Annotated in this window: 15 protein-coding genes; 1 reads left to right on the top strand and 14 read right to left on the bottom strand. The window is 26.4% G+C overall.

Annotated elements, in window-relative coordinates; genetic code table 11:
• Nucleotides 1–130: 130 nt before the first annotated feature.
• The 10 genes from KQH81_RS07955 to KQH81_RS07910 all read right to left on the bottom strand — a co-directional run bounded on the left by KQH81_RS07955 (nucleotide 131) and on the right by KQH81_RS07910 (nucleotide 11,031).
• Nucleotides 131–367: a hypothetical protein gene (locus KQH81_RS07955; protein ID WP_230029178.1), complete on the bottom strand. Its 237-nt coding sequence runs from the start codon at nucleotides 365–367 to the stop codon at nucleotides 131–133.
• A gap of 196 nt (nucleotides 368–563) precedes the next feature.
• Nucleotides 564–1,232, bottom strand: a complete 669-nt coding sequence (locus tag KQH81_RS07950; protein ID WP_230029177.1) for a hypothetical protein — start codon at nucleotides 1,230–1,232, stop codon at nucleotides 564–566.
• Between the two features lie 53 nt (nucleotides 1,233–1,285).
• Nucleotides 1,286–2,890 carry a DEAD/DEAH box helicase gene (locus KQH81_RS07945; protein ID WP_230029176.1) on the bottom strand — a complete coding sequence of 535 codons (1,605 nt, stop codon included), beginning with the start codon at nucleotides 2,888–2,890 and terminating at the stop codon, nucleotides 1,286–1,288.
• A gap of 134 nt (nucleotides 2,891–3,024) precedes the next feature.
• A complete protein-coding gene (locus KQH81_RS07940) occupies nucleotides 3,025–5,136 on the bottom strand; it encodes a hypothetical protein (protein ID WP_230029174.1) in 2,112 nt (703 codons plus the stop codon).
• 23 nt (nucleotides 5,137–5,159) lie between these two features.
• A complete protein-coding gene (locus tag KQH81_RS07935; RefSeq protein ID WP_230029173.1) occupies nucleotides 5,160–5,372 on the bottom strand; it encodes a hypothetical protein in 213 nt (70 codons plus the stop codon).
• Between the two features lie 376 nt (nucleotides 5,373–5,748).
• The gene (locus KQH81_RS07930; protein ID WP_230029172.1) at nucleotides 5,749–6,159 is read right to left on the bottom strand and encodes a hypothetical protein; all 411 of its coding nucleotides are present in this window, start codon (nucleotides 6,157–6,159) and stop codon (nucleotides 5,749–5,751) included.
• Nucleotides 6,160–6,388: 229 nt separating this feature from the next.
• Complete coding sequence (locus tag KQH81_RS07925) at nucleotides 6,389–9,697, bottom strand: hypothetical protein (RefSeq protein WP_230029171.1); 3,309 nt, start codon at nucleotides 9,695–9,697, stop codon at nucleotides 6,389–6,391.
• A gap of 144 nt (nucleotides 9,698–9,841) precedes the next feature.
• Nucleotides 9,842–10,036: a hypothetical protein gene (locus tag KQH81_RS07920; protein ID WP_230029170.1), complete on the bottom strand. Its 195-nt coding sequence runs from the start codon at nucleotides 10,034–10,036 to the stop codon at nucleotides 9,842–9,844.
• 507 nt (nucleotides 10,037–10,543) lie between these two features.
• Complete coding sequence (locus tag KQH81_RS07915) at nucleotides 10,544–10,822, bottom strand: hypothetical protein (protein WP_230029169.1); 279 nt, start codon at nucleotides 10,820–10,822, stop codon at nucleotides 10,544–10,546.
• A gap of 29 nt (nucleotides 10,823–10,851) precedes the next feature.
• Entirely contained in the window at nucleotides 10,852–11,031 is a 180-nt protein-coding gene (locus tag KQH81_RS07910; RefSeq protein ID WP_230029167.1) for a hypothetical protein, read from the bottom strand.
• Nucleotides 11,032–11,176: 145 nt separating this feature from the next.
• On the opposite strand from KQH81_RS07910, the gene KQH81_RS07905 reads away from it, so the two are divergent.
• On the top strand, nucleotides 11,177–11,386 hold the full coding sequence (locus tag KQH81_RS07905) for an LLM class flavin-dependent oxidoreductase (protein ID WP_230029166.1): 210 nt from the start codon (nucleotides 11,177–11,179) through the stop codon (nucleotides 11,384–11,386).
• 400 nt (nucleotides 11,387–11,786) lie between these two features.
• Here the strand turns inward: KQH81_RS07905 and KQH81_RS07900 are convergent, their stop codons facing one another.
• The 4 genes from KQH81_RS07900 to KQH81_RS07885 form a co-directional block, all read right to left on the bottom strand.
• The gene (locus KQH81_RS07900) at nucleotides 11,787–12,194 is read right to left on the bottom strand and encodes a hypothetical protein (RefSeq protein WP_230029165.1); all 408 of its coding nucleotides are present in this window, start codon (nucleotides 12,192–12,194) and stop codon (nucleotides 11,787–11,789) included.
• Nucleotides 12,195–12,524: 330 nt separating this feature from the next.
• Entirely contained in the window at nucleotides 12,525–13,097 is a 573-nt protein-coding gene (locus tag KQH81_RS07895; protein WP_230029164.1) for a hypothetical protein, read from the bottom strand.
• Complete coding sequence (locus tag KQH81_RS07890; protein WP_230029163.1) at nucleotides 13,078–14,385, bottom strand: FtsK/SpoIIIE domain-containing protein; 1,308 nt, start codon at nucleotides 14,383–14,385, stop codon at nucleotides 13,078–13,080. The genes KQH81_RS07895 and KQH81_RS07890 overlap by 20 nt, the downstream gene beginning before the upstream one ends.
• Complete coding sequence (locus KQH81_RS07885; RefSeq protein WP_230029162.1) at nucleotides 14,382–14,540, bottom strand: hypothetical protein; 159 nt, start codon at nucleotides 14,538–14,540, stop codon at nucleotides 14,382–14,384. The genes KQH81_RS07890 and KQH81_RS07885 overlap by 4 nt, the downstream gene beginning before the upstream one ends.
• Nucleotides 14,541–14,545: the final 5 nt, after the last annotated feature.

Here is a 14,545-nt window from a genome sequence, read left to right as displayed (position 1 = left end):
AAGCATCTATAATCAAATAAAAATGAGCAAGTTACAAAATATAACCTACTCTTCTAAAAGATAAAATGAAAAAGAATTAATTATTTATTTTTTTCTCTTTCACTGCTAGGGACATGGAATGTCCCTTATATTATTTACTCTCTAATTTATCTAGTCTTTTATCTATATCATTTAGATTCTTAGACATATTTTCTATATTAATAGATATTTCTGCAATCTTATCTATTGTACGATTTAAGAGATTATTACTTCTCTCTATTATTATTTCTAATTTTATCTCTTGTCTTCTTGCATCTATTTTTATATAAAATAGTAAAACTGTAAAATATATTAGTTGTATTATGCTTGTTATCAAAAACCGATTCATTTTATCACCTTCTTTCTATGTATGTTTTGTTACTATGCCGCAGCATAGTGAGTTAAAAAGATACTTTCACTACTATCATTTGTTAATACTAATTAATATCAAAAATACATTAAAACTGACAGAAAGATACTTTCTTTCGTATTTATTTAAACTAAAAAAGGAACCTCAATTAAGAGATTCCTTTTTAATCGTTATGTTATTTGGTTCTAAATGTATCTATTTCCGCTTCTACTTTATCAGGATATACTCCAGATGGTGCATATTTTGATAAGGTTTGTTGTGCATTTGGTTTAATTATACTATTATCATTTGTCCAATCACTACCAATGATTTTCCCATCTTTATCTTTATAATATATATTAACTTTGGTGTATACTATATCCTTACTTCCTGTATTTTTAACTGTTATATTCACTTTATTAATATATTTTTTATCAATTTGATGAGTAAAAGATTTTTCTTCTGTGGATATCCTTGATATCGTCAACGCATTTACCCTATCCTTAAGGTCATTATACTTTTTAGAAAACTCTTCAACACTTGAACTTCCTGATATCTCACATAAATCTATTATATTTAATAATACTTTTTTAAGTGTTTTTTCTTCTTCATCATTATCATTAAAAAATTGATTTGTTCTTTTCTTAGCTTTATCATAATCTTTAGTTGATATTAATTCTTTTATTTTTTTACCTTTAGTTTCATCGCTCATACCTATACCAAATTGATTATACGCAATTGCCCATCCAGTTAAACATATAATAATTATAATTCCTATACAAATTATGCTCTTTTGCTTTTTGTTCATATTTTTAATATTAAATTTTTTTTCTTTAGTATTAGTTTTTTTATTTTCTTCACTCAATATTAACATCCCCTTTCCATATATTAACTTCTACAAAAGAAAGGTAAATCCTCCTAAATTATATCTTTTAATGCAAAATACGAACTACGATTACTGAAATACTTATGAGCATCCCATTTAGTATTAATATTCTTTTTACAACTATATTTCTGTTTTTCTGTAGCTTCTTCATACTTCCACATAGCACTCTTAGAAATAAAACTACATCCCTTCATAATTGCCTTAGTATCCAAATCTTCAATAAGCTCCTGTAAATTATCACTCTCATCTATCTCAGATAAAACATAATCATATCCAAAATCAGCTTGTCTATATTTATAAGCTTTGAATACTTCACCTTTCTTAAACACATAATAACTTACTTTACTATTTAAACTTAATATAGCAACAGTAGAATTATTTATCATATTGAAATACCAATCTAAATTGCTACACTCTGTAACATTAAATATATTTTTATTAAATAAACTTATTTCTTCTAATTTTATTTTTTCTTGTTCTTCTTCTATTCTACGTTGCTCTTCTAAATATTTCTCATGTTCTTCTTTCTCATATTGTTTTCTTTCCTTAGCTTCTTCCAAAGTTTCTCCATCTTTAGTATCAAATATATTTTTAGAATTAAGTAAATTATGTCTTGCTACATTGTCAACTATATCTAATATAAGACAATCATCTTTACCTTCAGCTATTCTTAATCCCCTACCAATACATTGTGTATATAAAATTTTAGATTTAGTAGGTCTAGCCATTATAATACAATCTAGGTCTTCCATATCAAATCCAGTAGTCAGAATGGCAACATTAACAAGCACTTTAAATTTACCATTTTTAAAATCATTTAATGTTTTCTCTCTTTCTACAGCATCGCATGTACTATCTACACTTTTAGCACTTATACCATTTATGTTAAAGGCTGTCGCTAAGTTATCCGCATGTTCAATACTCGTTGCAAATACAATACAATGTTTTCTATCAATTGCATAATCTAAATATGTTTTAATTACTAAAGAATTTCTTTCTACAGTGTCTACTGCATTAGCTAATTGAGATTGAACAAATTCACCCCCAACCGTCTTTACTTCACTTAAATCTGTGTTACTGTTGATTCTATAGCACCTAGGTTGACATAAATATTTTTCTTCTATTAAAGATAAAGTATCTTTTTCATATATAAAACCATCAAACACTGTTTTTAATTCCTGATTCCAAGGGGTGGCAGTAAAGCCAATAATCTTGTTATTAATACCAAATATATTAGCTATTTTCTTAACTTGTCTAACAGCTCTATGCACCTCATCCATCATTACTATTTCAAAGTCACCATAAGCTTTTATATCTTCTATACGATGACTCTTGGGATGAGTTAAACTTTGCCTAGTTGCTATTATTATTCTCTTATCTACATCATTTAAAGTACCTTGTACACATCCTATTTCAGATTCTATATCATTTCCACATACTATTTTTATCTTATCTATAGTTTGTTTTCTTAATTCGCTTTGGTCTACTACTATTAATACTCTTCCTTTGACTTCTTTTATTATACTAGCCATAATTATAGTTTTACCTGCTCCTGTAGCTAAGAAAGCAATCTTGCGACCTTTATCCATTTCTTTAATTTTATTTAAACATTCTTCTTGATATTTTCTTAATTTCATTATCTTCACAATCCTTTTCATTAATTTTTTACATAAAAAAAGAACACCTTTTAAGATGCTCTGTATTGTATTCTCTATTTTTAGGGGTAAATCTTATATATAATATATATATGAAAAATACCCCCAAAATCATTTTATTTACTATAGTACCCCTTTTTAGGAGAATATAAAGTTGCTATAATATCTTTAACAGCTTCATTTTTCTGCAATGTTTTAAATTGTTCATTATCAATATTGCATATCTCTTTAATTTTACCAGCTTTAATTTCTTCACCATTCCAAGTATCAAACCATTTCATAAATTCATCATATCCCTTGGCTCTATTTTTCCTATTATCACTTTTTTTTCTTTTAAATTCTTTTAGTTTATCTTTTCTATATGACAAGTTACATTTAGGGAACATTTGTTGAATCATTTGATAAATTATATATTTATTTTGAAATAGTATAACTTTAATTTCTCCATCATAAGAATATTCTCTTAATCTTGTTCTATGTATTTCTTGATAAAATTTAGCTACTATATCCTGCATTTTAAAATTATTTAAAGATGTAATTCCAAAAGAATAATCATTATTAAAGCTTTTATATGTACCGCTAGAACATTCTAATAAGCTTCTATCTTTTACTTCTAGTTTTTCACTAAAATAGATAGCTTTATTTAAATCTAAACAACTTTTTAGCCAAAGATTCCAGTCAATACAAGTACATAAAAATTGTATTGCGTACTCATAATCGGGCATAGTGTCCCAGCCAACTTGAAACATTCTAGTACACTTACTCATTTTATTGCTACCTTTAGTTGCTCCAAAATAGAAGCACCTTCCATCATCATTTTTTACAACTGTTTTCTTTAAAGTATCATTTAATAAATTTGAAAGTTGTAAAGCTTGCTCTTGAGGACACACAACATAATTAATATATAAACCTTCCTTTAATCTATTATTTATAAATTTAGCTACTGCTTTTATTAAATATTTTTTATTTGTAAATTCTGTTTTAGTTAATTTATGAGCAGTAAATATAAATAAATTTAAATTTTCATATGTTCTAGTATTTTCTATATCTAAATATTTAGCTTGTCCCGTTCTTATAAGTGATATGTATTGTGGGTCAATTAAAGATGAACCATCAAATATTATAGTCTTAAAATCATTGCAATATTGTTGTTGTAAATTTTTATTACCAATTCTAGCTATAAATTCAGTATTCTTTTCACATACATATAAACCACCTTGAGTTAAAATATCATGTATATGGTCAAGTTCTCTTTTATATTCATATTTAACATGTTTATTCCATAGTTTCATAAAGTTATAATTATCCTTACATACACCAATATTGCTATTATTAGATATAATAAATCTCTTATATTTACCTCTTAAACTTGACATATTATTCAAAATCAAATCTGTAATTTCTCTCCAATATTTTAATAACATTGTTTTATCCGTCAAATCTTCATATTTTAAATTACTTATATAACTATCTATATCATTTAATAGTTTTCTATCTATTTTTGTTGTATCTAATATTGCGGGTCGTTCATCTATTAACAATAAATTTCTTTTACCATCCTTATATTCCTTATATCTATTTATAGATTCACCACAATCTTTTAATCTTGCATTAGTTACTAATAATATAGGATATTCCGATTGTTCATAAGTTTGTTTTTTTACTTTACATTGATTAGTACATTTTTTACACATACCAATTTCTAGTTTTTTACTAAAAGTACAGATTTCCTCATTCCATCCTTCAAGTAAATATGTATATTTTTTACCCAATTCTTTTTGAATTTCTTTTAAATCTTCTAATCTATCAGCTGTTATTATTACGCCATTAGAATTAATATTATTTTCATATTGATATATCATAGCTTTAAGTATTTCAGTTTTAATTGTACTTTTTCCGAATCCGGGTGGTGCGGGTATAATAGTTATAATATTTTCTTTTAACTCGTTGAATATTATAGAAGCAGTTTCTTTCGCAAAATGTATTTGTTCTTCTGTAGCTTCTATATTTCTTTTCTTAAATGTCTTTATAAAATTATCAACTACAATATTTATATCTATATTTGAAGTGCCTTGATTAATTAATTCATCAGCACTATAGACTTCTTTTTTTACTATTAAATTATCATTTATAAAATTATCTCCATCTAAATATTTATTTTTTAAAACATCTTCTTTCACAATAAATTTAGTATTATAATCTATATCTATTAATTTTATTTCTCTCAAATACTATCTCCATCCTTTCTACTCTAATTTTCTTTATTAAAATAATCATTGTATTTTCTTCTAGTGTCATATGTAATTTTTAATACTTCTCTAAAACTATTGTCATCAACAAAACTATAAACTTTTTTCCTTTCATTAAATCTATCATCAAATATCATATATCTTCTTCCTAGCAAATAGCTAATAGCATCTGCCATGTATTTATTATCTAAAACATAATATTTTTGCTTTTCCATAATTTAATAATCTCCTTTTATTTTTATAATTGAAAGAATTATTATTTCACTTCTTTCACTGCTAGGGGGTAGGATACCCCCATATTACAATTGAATTATGTTTTATAATGGTATACAGGGGTATATGGTAGTATTAAGACAATAAAAACTATATAAATTTATAAAATCATAGTGGTATGTACCACTATATACTGGTACATGATGGTACACTTGTCCTATTTTGTCCAACTGTTAGTTCGAACACATTTTCTAAACTGGATAACGAAAGGTTATTGAGTTTATTAAAATTGATGTCTTGGTTTCTACATAATGCAGACACCAATCCGAATTCTAAAATTAAGAAGTCAAAGATATTGACATCCGAAAAGTCAATAAGTTATCCTACAACGTCCCCCTTTTTGGTGTCCACAATTTTGTGGATAACTTTCCTAAATATCAACCATGGACTGATATGACCGAGCTGAACTAAACTTTTATAAGAAGTTCTGTTATTTTTACAAATTTCCCTTGAGTATACTTGCTCTTCTTGTGGCATTTTTGCCCATATTTTATATCCTACTGTAGCTTTCATTTGATTACTTTCTATTAAATCTTGTAGTTCAGGAATAAGATTAGTTAGTTTTTTATAATCTTGAAGTTGTTGTTGTGATATTTTTAAATCACTTGCTAAATTCTTTTGTGTTGGCAGATTAAGATTATCTTTATCTGCCAATTTATATTGATTACCTCTGTCACCACCATTCTGAACTCCTTTAATTCTCTCTAATTCTTGTATACATCTAGCCATCTTCATAGGATTTATATGATAGTATCAATATAATTCTATGAAAGTACTAAGATAATTCTAATATAGTACTATGAAGTTCCTATAATAGTTCTAACATACTTCTAAGATAGTACTGAGATAGTTCTAAGAAAACACTATAAAGTCCCTATATTGTTCCTTTACTATCTCTATACTATCCCTATAAAGTCACTATACTGTTCTTATACTGTCACTTAAAAGTTTATACACATTAACTAACTTTAGATTTATAATTTAGCAATATATCTGCACTCTTTTCTGTTTCTTTTTCTACTATTACATTTATAAATGAATATAGATAATTTTTTAAATTTACAGTTTCTAAATCTTTACTACTGTCTAAATAAATATCTGCTATCTTGCTGCTATCTTTGTAAAGAGAAAACTCACTTTCTAAACTTCTTTCTTTATCATTAAAATTAAGTTGATACACGCCATTTTCTAATTTAGTATATTTTTTTACTCTTACTCTTATATTATTTAAGTCTTTTATTTTGTGCTTTTTCTCTTTAGCTTCTAATTTATCTACTACTCTGCCTGTATTCATATTTAAATTAGTTACGTGTTTTTTATACTTATGCCACATAAACTCTATGTCATAACTTTCTTCATCGTCTGCATCTGTATAAGTGTGGTTGGTTAAATTAGCTGTAGTTTCTTCTAAAATCTTTTTTACAGTATTAAAGAAATTTGAGAATATAAAAGATTCTGTGCAGTTATGAGATAATACATGTGATAATAATCTATAGTTATACTTATCTTCTAAGCTGCTGCATAAACGTGCCATATATAAGTCTCTCATTTTATAAGCTTCTTTTTTCTGTTCTACTACTAAATTAATATCGTAATCACTTTCAACTTTAGAAAGTAAATTATCATAGTGACTGTAAATATATTTATTTTTATCTTTATAGATGTCAAATATAGCTAGTACATCATTTTTACATTGTTCATATTCTTCGTTATCTTCTACATCTTCCCAACTTAGATATTTTAAAATTAATTCTTTATTATCTTTTATGTCTTCAATATCTTTTTTCTTTATCATTAATTCTTGATTTATTCTTCTTGCATTAATATTGATAGCATTGTTAACCCAGTTAAATCGTTGGTCTTTAGATTCTTCGTAATCTAATTTATATCTATAGAAATAACTATTTTTACTGTATTTTTTAGAAAGGTCTTTATACATATCCTTAGTAACTGGTATACCCGTCTTTGGGGCATCTATAGCCATCATCCCATATTGCCTACATCTGTAACTATCTTGTTTATATAAGTGCTTGTAAGCGTGTGTCATGAGTCTTTTAGGCTCTGTAAAGATATTAATAAATACTAAATTAAGTGCTTTTTTAAAGTTATCTTCTTTAAATTCTATATTCTCTTTACTACAGTGTTTTATATAACTTTCTCTAGCCATTTCTAATGTATAAAACTTATTCTTTTTAATAGAATAATAAACATCTTCTGTGAGTTTTTTATAGTTAGCTAAATAGTAATCTATAAATTTATTTATTTTATCATTATCGTCAGTTTCACTTTTAGCCATCTTATAAAGCTCTCTTCTTAAATCTTGCTCTTTATGTAAATTACCTTCACTATCTTGATACATGCAAGTAAAGATTTCTTGACATTCATTATTAATTTTTTGGTTTAGATTTGCTAACTTACCTATTAAATTTCCTCTACTTCTAATAGTTTCTTTTATTTCATTTTCTCTGTTATATATAGTTTTATTCTTATTACCTTCAGAAGCACTTATAAATGGTAAATCTTCTATTACATTGTTATAAATTATTTCATTATTAATAACCGAACATATGTCTCCATCTTGGTCGCATCCCGACATTTTCTCTTTACTAAGGTCTAAACAATTACTAACGAATAAATCTTTACTAAGATGACCTAGCCACTTATTAAGATAACTATTTTTAACAAACTGACCTTTTACTACCTCAGAGTAAGTAGCAAGTGGATTTCTGCTTATAGTTCTATGTTCTCCGTTTTCTATATCACTACAATAAAATTCTCCTTCTTTAAGACTATTTTGATTAACTATGAATATATCTTTTTCATTTCTATTTAATATCCAATTTAAATAACTTAATGGGTCTTGAGTAATAGTCTTGTAATAATTTTCTAAGTAAAAACGACCAAAACACATCTCTTTTATTTTCTTCTTTAACATTTTCTTAGTACGCTTTCTTAGAAATCCAGTATCTTTTAACTCTTCCGCGGCTGCTATTAAACAATTACACATTTCTGTTACTTTTATAGTAGCTGTAGGTATTTCCTCACCTTCCTCGTCATATTCTACTTTGTTTTTATTAAATGTCTTATACCATAATTTAAGAGCATCTACATCTTTTAAATCTAAGACTCGTTTATAATATTGTTCTGTTTCTTTAGAAAGCTCCGCCAGTTCTTCAGGTGTTAAAGAAAGAACTTGTAACAATTGATAATTGATTAAATTGTATTTTTCTATTTTCTTAGGGTCTTTATTATATTTAGCAATCCATAAAGAAGTATTTAAATCCTCATATTCTTTTATACTATCTTCTTTTATAGCTTGTCCTTGCTCTTTCATAGATTTAAAGCTATCCCACAACTTAACTTGAGATTCATTGAGTATTAAATCTACATCATTTATATTGACCCAATTTTTATAAATATCTTTTATATAATATGTATCATTTTCATTTTTAAAATAGGATGTATCAGCTTTATAATTGATTTTAAAGTATTCTCTAAAGTCTATAGAAGTAATTAACCCCTTTACTCCTAGACCTCCATATTGCCTTATTAGACACCAACTAATAGAATAATCTAGTCCTAAGTCTTTTCTTATTGCATCTGCAAATTGCATAGACATTACCCCACAACCGTCAAATTGAGTAACTTCAATATTCTTATTGTCAGGCTTGTATATCTTATTAGTTGCTAAATCTATGGTTTCATACTCGTGGTTGATAATGTGCTTACATTCAGGAACTATACAAATTCTAGGTCTTAAATTAGTTTTAATTGCATTAGATAATCCTAGACCTAGCCTTGCTGTGTATTTATTAATGCATAGTGTGGTATTAATCTTATCTTTTATCTTATTGGCGGTAATACAATTATTATAAAAATCTATAAATTCCTTATTATTTTCTCTTATAAAAATGGCGTAACCTTTGCCACTTATTTTCGTTCCATCATTCAATATATGTTCTTCTTCTTTTTTCAAATAACTTACTGTACTTATGAAATATGTATAATTTATATTGTATAGCTCTATACCTTGTTTAAGCTGTTTAGTAGCTTCCTCGTCATCTTCTAAAAGCTCTACTAATATTATCTTGTCCAATATCATATCGACCTCATAAGGCTCTTTAAAGTACCTTAAATAGGTTTCTAAGAAATAAGAATCATTTAGTGTTATATATCTTTCTTCTATCTCTTCATCTGTTAAAATTCTAGTTTTATTTGTATCTTTCATGTCCGTTACATTAATTCTTAATAATTTTACCCTTTTCATCTCTATCCATCTCTCCCTTTTAACTCATTTAAACGCTCTATAAGCTAATTTATTTTTATATGTGTATTTATTCTAGTTATGCCTTATGATGTCTTAAAATTGATTTAAATGCCCTACACAACTATTTTAAGTTGCATTTGTCAGTTAATCCCTCCTTTCTTCTATCCAAATTTTAATTTTGAGCATTGTGTTATAGCTTAATGCAGATGTTAACTTATTATTTATAAGTCGATTAATTAAGCTTGTATCTACTCCAATATCTCTAGATATAGATGCACATGAAGTATGATATTTATTTTGTATCCTTTTTAATTCTTCTCTTAATTGTTCTTCGTTCATTCTTCTCACCTCCTTTCATAATTCATTGATTTGTGATAAAAAATATATAATGCCCTTCCATAACACCTATTTCATTAAAATTCGCAAACCATTGATACCATTAGCTTTGAGCTATGTTTAAAATATTAAAAAGTCACCTTTTTAACTGATTTTTGAAATATTTTCATCTCCTTTCTTAATATTTTTATTAAAATTAGCTGAAATAGGTGTTGACATACTTCCGTTGACCCTTTATACTAACAGTATATAATAAATATTATACACCGTATAAGAGTTAACTAATACCATATAGAGTAATGTTATATAAATATGTATGCCACTTCTAAGTATAGCATACTTTTTGTTGCGTTCAAAAGTTGATATAAGACTGTAAATGGTTATATAAGGAAACTATATCCATATATCTTCTAGTTGCTTATATTTACTTATTGTAGATATGATTTATTAATTTTAATATAGAAAATAAAAGAGTAATTTCAAGGGTAGAATTAACTACCCTATTTTTATTTAAAAACTCTCTATTAATATGTTACCTGCATCTGTTAAAACAAATAACTTATCTATAGCTCCATCTTGAATCTTCACTTTATCCCAGTCAACCTGCACATTTAATGCTTTATATTTCCCGTTTCCAATAACTAACTTATTATCTACAGTTTCATAATCCTTTATATCATTAAATCTAGTTATATACTGTTTTGTCTCTAAACCTGCAACAAATGTATTGATGCATAAATTCTTAGCTCCTTCTAAAAATAACCTAGTTTCTAATTCCTTGTTTATCATTTTTATAATCCCCTTTACCCCTCATTTTTTTAATTTAAATAGTTAACTAAAAAATTCTCATAAGTCGTTATATTATCTTCAAGTTTATTTTTTTCTAGCCATCTTCCATATGATAGTAAACATTGTCTAACTTCTAAATAATCTTTAAATTCATTTTGTGTAACTTCTTTTCTTCTCGTTATTAGTTTTATTATTTTTCCTCTTAACACGTTTTCCATCTCCTTTTCAACTCTATGGTTTAAGTATATGCTTTTAAGTTTAAACTGTCAACACTATTTTTCAACTTTATAGTTTAATTTTATTCTTATTTGATTAATATTAAACCCTATGATATAATGTATATGAGGTGATTATATGGGATTAAAAGAAGATATGAAGGCTTATATAATAAAATCAGGATGGAGCTTAACAAAATTACAAGAAGAGATTAATAAACGTAATAATACTAATTACAGTGTTCAAAATTTATCTAAAAAAATAAACAATGAAACTCTTAAATATTCTGAAGTATTAGAGATTGCAGCGATAATAGGATATAAAATCGAATGGATTAAAAAAGACTAGGCTTAATTGCTTAGTCTTTTTGATATGGTCGGTATTTTATCTATTTTAAAACTCCTATTTTTCTCGTAAGTCACTCCTATTTTTCTCGTACATTGGTGCTTGTAAATACTTATATATAACTTGATTTTCCCAAAAATCTATAGAAATATTACTACGTTTATAATATTTTAGAAGAAGCAATACGTTGATATATAATGGTTCCAGCTACCTATCTACGAGAAAAATAGGAGTTTATCACTGGACACCATCAATAATATCATCAGACACCATCGAGATAAATTACCGACAATTACTCACCTATATATAAATTCAACCGACATTAATACGTAATTCCTATATGTATAAAAAGAAAAAGGATAGGCAATAATACACCTATCCAAGTAAATTAATTTTCAATATTCTATTTTTGTGTAAAGTCCCTCATAACTGTTTGCAGATACTGGTAATCTACATTTGTTAAGAGTGGACTTTTTAACATGGAATAAATACCATGAGCATTATTATTAAACTTACGTTTATCATTCAACTGTTTTCTTAAGTATGTTTCTATATAATATATTTGTTCATGTGTGAATCTTTTTTTCTTCATATTTGCATTGAATTCTGCTCTAACAAGTGGATATAAACTTCCATCCATTTCATCTTGAGTATAGATATACTTATAATGTTCTGTACTTGCCACCTGCTTCTTAGCAAGTTTTTTCTCTTTGTGCATCCTTTCTGCCTTACCCATAAAAAATAAGATTCTAGCACCTACAATAAGTAAGACATAAAATACTACTAATCTAAATAGTTTTTCTAGTAACATAATGTTACCTCCTTAAAGTTTTTTATTTACACACATTTTTCTGAAAAGTTTATTATAAAAAAATAATCAGAAGTTTGGTTTGAAAAAAATAATAGTGTGTATGTAGGATATACTGTTATATAAAGAGTTGTAATAACTGTTGTATGTACTGTAGGGTCTTAAAATGATACCCTACAAAGTGATGTATCTTAGACGTTAGTATTATTAGATTGTTGTATCTCAACAGTAATGAGTAATTTGTAATTGTTTTTTTAGTTTTTTTTAAAAAAACTTAATAATATATTTTTATAATAATAAAATAATAAGTGGTAATAATTGTATTATTTATTATTAGAATATTTTAGAGTTAAAGTTATTAAGTGTAAAGTCTAAATATATAACTTCAAAATTCTTACTCTTATATGTGATATCTATATTATTTTTTAAAATTACTATAGTTGGAAATACACCATAACATTTTTCTTGTAAAGTCCTTTCTCTGCATAACTTTTCATAGAGTTGCATCTTTGAATTACTGGTAAAGTGGTTTAAATCTACTTCAAGGATGATAAAATATAGATTATCCTGATATTGAAATTCTATAAAAGCATCCGCTCTTACTAAGTCATTCAAATATCTAGGTTCTAGTTTGAATTTAGTTATTTTAGCACCATTTTTAATAAGTTCCGCATAGAAATCCATAACATAAAGCCTGTGAGCTGATACTTTATCTTCTATATAATAAACCTTCTCTTTAGTTAACGTATTAATGTAACTCTTTAATATCTTTTGTTCTTCTAGTTGTTTTAACCTACGTCTAACGCTCTCATAAGGTCTATTTGTTATCTTAGCAGCTTGATTAATACTTATAGCCTTATACAATTCTATATGTCTTAAAATCTCTCTATCCTTCTTTATCAACATTTCTTAATACCTCCAAAGATACTTTTCCCTTTTTGTTATTATTAGTTATTGTAGGTTTTATAGATTCTTTTTGTTTACGCTTTTGGGACAAGTCTATTACCTGAATTTTACCTTCTTTTATTAGTCGTTGTTCTTCAAGTTTTTTATAGTCTGTTGCATCTATAACTTCTTGAATGTCAGGTATTTTTATCTCATGAACATATTCATGTAGAATATTGAAATCTTCATCTAGGTGTGGAGCTGTAAAATATACATAACCCTCGTTACTGTATGCTATAAATTCTCGTTCTCTTAAATCTACTGCATCTCCTATATCTATTGCATTCCTACTGTCTAAATCTGAACGTTGTCGTGCTGTTATCACTGTAGTTTGACTTTTTAACTCTCCATCTCCACCAAGGTTCGCAACTGTAGTTCTCTGTGTAAGTGCCACCAAATGTATTCCAACACTTCTTCCTGCCTTAACTAAATTATTGAATATCTTAAAAGCATTAGAATCTTCATCATTCATAAAAAAACTTATCTCTTCTACACATACTATAATTCTTTTCATTCTCTTATTTTTAAAGTGTTTATTCCACTGTCCTATATTCTTTATCCCGCTATTACTAAATATCTTAGAACGTAGATTAATAGTGTTATTAAGCTTTTCTAAGATAGCTTCTATCTCTTTTAGATTATTACTTGTAAAGCGTACATTCTTGCACTTACTAAATATATCTATTTCAGCTTTAGTAATCTGTAAAAGATATAATTCTACTGAATTAGGATGATTATAAATAAGATTAGTTAGAATACTTGCTAAAAGAAAGCTCTTCCCAGTACCTGTTTGTCCTGAAATTATGATATGTGGATTAGTATTTAAATCTATCTTATAGTAATCTCCATCTATCTTTTTACCCAAGTAAAGTTGGTTAGGATAAGTCTTTATAGGTTCAAATTCAAACTTCTCAACTGGTTTAGTAATGATTTTAACTTTTACATAGTCTTTAAAATTCTCTTTCTCTACTTCTATAAGACAATTTAAACTGTCTTGAATAATATCTTTTGCACTCTCTAAATTTTCAACTTTTAATCCACTTGGTATACTTACAAGTCCTAAATATCCATAAGGTTTTTCAAATACTTTAAACATCTCAAATGTATCACCTTTCATATTCCTTATTCCATCTGCTCTAGCATTTTCTAAAGTATTCTTCCAGTTTTCTTTTAACTGATAGACTTTTCTATTTTGAAATCTTCTATACAAGTAAACACATCCTGCTCCTATAGCAAACTCTGTTATCATTTTTTAATTACCTTCTTTCTATCTGCGATTATAATTGGTGAAAGTAATGTAAGATACATTAAAAGACCTTCTAAAGCACCAAATTCGAATATAGAACCTAGTGTTAGGCATTGATTATATACCCAGTTAAAAACAGCTATATCTAGTTTAAACATATAAA

This window comes from Clostridium cadaveris (genome assembly GCF_020911725.1).
In the GTDB taxonomy this organism is placed as follows: domain Bacteria; phylum Bacillota; class Clostridia; order Clostridiales; family Clostridiaceae; genus Clostridium_X; species Clostridium_X cadaveris.
This window is presented reverse-complemented; position numbering and strand designations above follow the sequence as displayed.

Coding starts and splice junctions, on each gene's coding strand:
- KQH81_RS07955 (WP_230029178.1), bottom strand. CDS start 367: ATGAATCGGTTTTTGATAACAAGCATAATACAACTAATATATTTTACA.
- KQH81_RS07945 (WP_230029176.1), bottom strand. CDS start 2,890: ATGAAATTAAGAAAATATCAAGAAGAATGTTTAAATAAAATTAAAGAA.
- KQH81_RS07935 (WP_230029173.1), bottom strand. CDS start 5,372: ATGGAAAAGCAAAAATATTATGTTTTAGATAATAAATACATGGCAGAT.
- KQH81_RS07930 (WP_230029172.1), bottom strand. CDS start 6,159: ATGGCTAGATGTATACAAGAATTAGAGAGAATTAAAGGAGTTCAGAAT.
- KQH81_RS07925 (WP_230029171.1), bottom strand. CDS start 9,697: ATGAAAAGGGTAAAATTATTAAGAATTAATGTAACGGACATGAAAGAT.
- KQH81_RS07920 (WP_230029170.1), bottom strand. CDS start 10,036: ATGAACGAAGAACAATTAAGAGAAGAATTAAAAAGGATACAAAATAAA.
- KQH81_RS07915 (WP_230029169.1), bottom strand. CDS start 10,822: ATGATAAACAAGGAATTAGAAACTAGGTTATTTTTAGAAGGAGCTAAG.
- KQH81_RS07905 (WP_230029166.1), top strand. CDS start 11,177: ATGGGATTAAAAGAAGATATGAAGGCTTATATAATAAAATCAGGATGG.
- KQH81_RS07900 (WP_230029165.1), bottom strand. CDS start 12,194: ATGTTACTAGAAAAACTATTTAGATTAGTAGTATTTTATGTCTTACTT.
- KQH81_RS07895 (WP_230029164.1), bottom strand. CDS start 13,097: ATGTTGATAAAGAAGGATAGAGAGATTTTAAGACATATAGAATTGTAT.
- KQH81_RS07890 (WP_230029163.1), bottom strand. CDS start 14,385: ATGATAACAGAGTTTGCTATAGGAGCAGGATGTGTTTACTTGTATAGA.
- KQH81_RS07885 (WP_230029162.1), bottom strand. CDS start 14,540: ATGTTTAAACTAGATATAGCTGTTTTTAACTGGGTATATAATCAATGC.